Source organism: Shewanella sp. ECSMB14102 (assembly GCF_000813075.1).
Lineage (GTDB): Bacteria > Pseudomonadota > Gammaproteobacteria > Enterobacterales > Shewanellaceae > Shewanella > Shewanella indica.
In genome coordinates this window covers 1-316 of record NZ_JWGX01000055.1, presented here as the reverse complement: position 1 = coordinate 316, position 316 = coordinate 1, and the positions used below count along the sequence as shown (strand labels likewise).

Genomic DNA, 316 nt, shown 5'->3' with positions numbered 1-316 from the left:
TCTTGCATAACAGGTCTTCGGTCAGTTTCATGGGTAAGTCAGAACGCAATATCACCAATTGGAAGCAATACAATCAGGCATTAGTCAACCGTGGTTCGGTTACCTTCTGGCTGGACGAGGCAGCGGTTAACGCTTGGCATTGCACAAAGCATCACGGCGGTCGTGGCCGTGGCTTTCAATTCAGCGACACCGCCATCGAAACCGCCTTGATGCTCAAAGGGATTTTTAAGCTGTCATTACGTGCGACCGAAAGGTTCATCAACTCCTTATTTCAGCTGATGAAAATACCGTTAATTGCTCCAGACTACAGCTGTAT

1 protein-coding gene is annotated in these 316 nt (G+C 47.8%); it reads left to right on the top strand.

Annotated elements, in window-relative coordinates:
• Nucleotides 1-29 precede the first annotated feature (29 nt).
• The coding region (locus tag RC73_RS16650; protein WP_039035712.1) for an IS5/IS1182 family transposase at nucleotides 30-316 on the top strand (287 nt) is incomplete at its 3' end.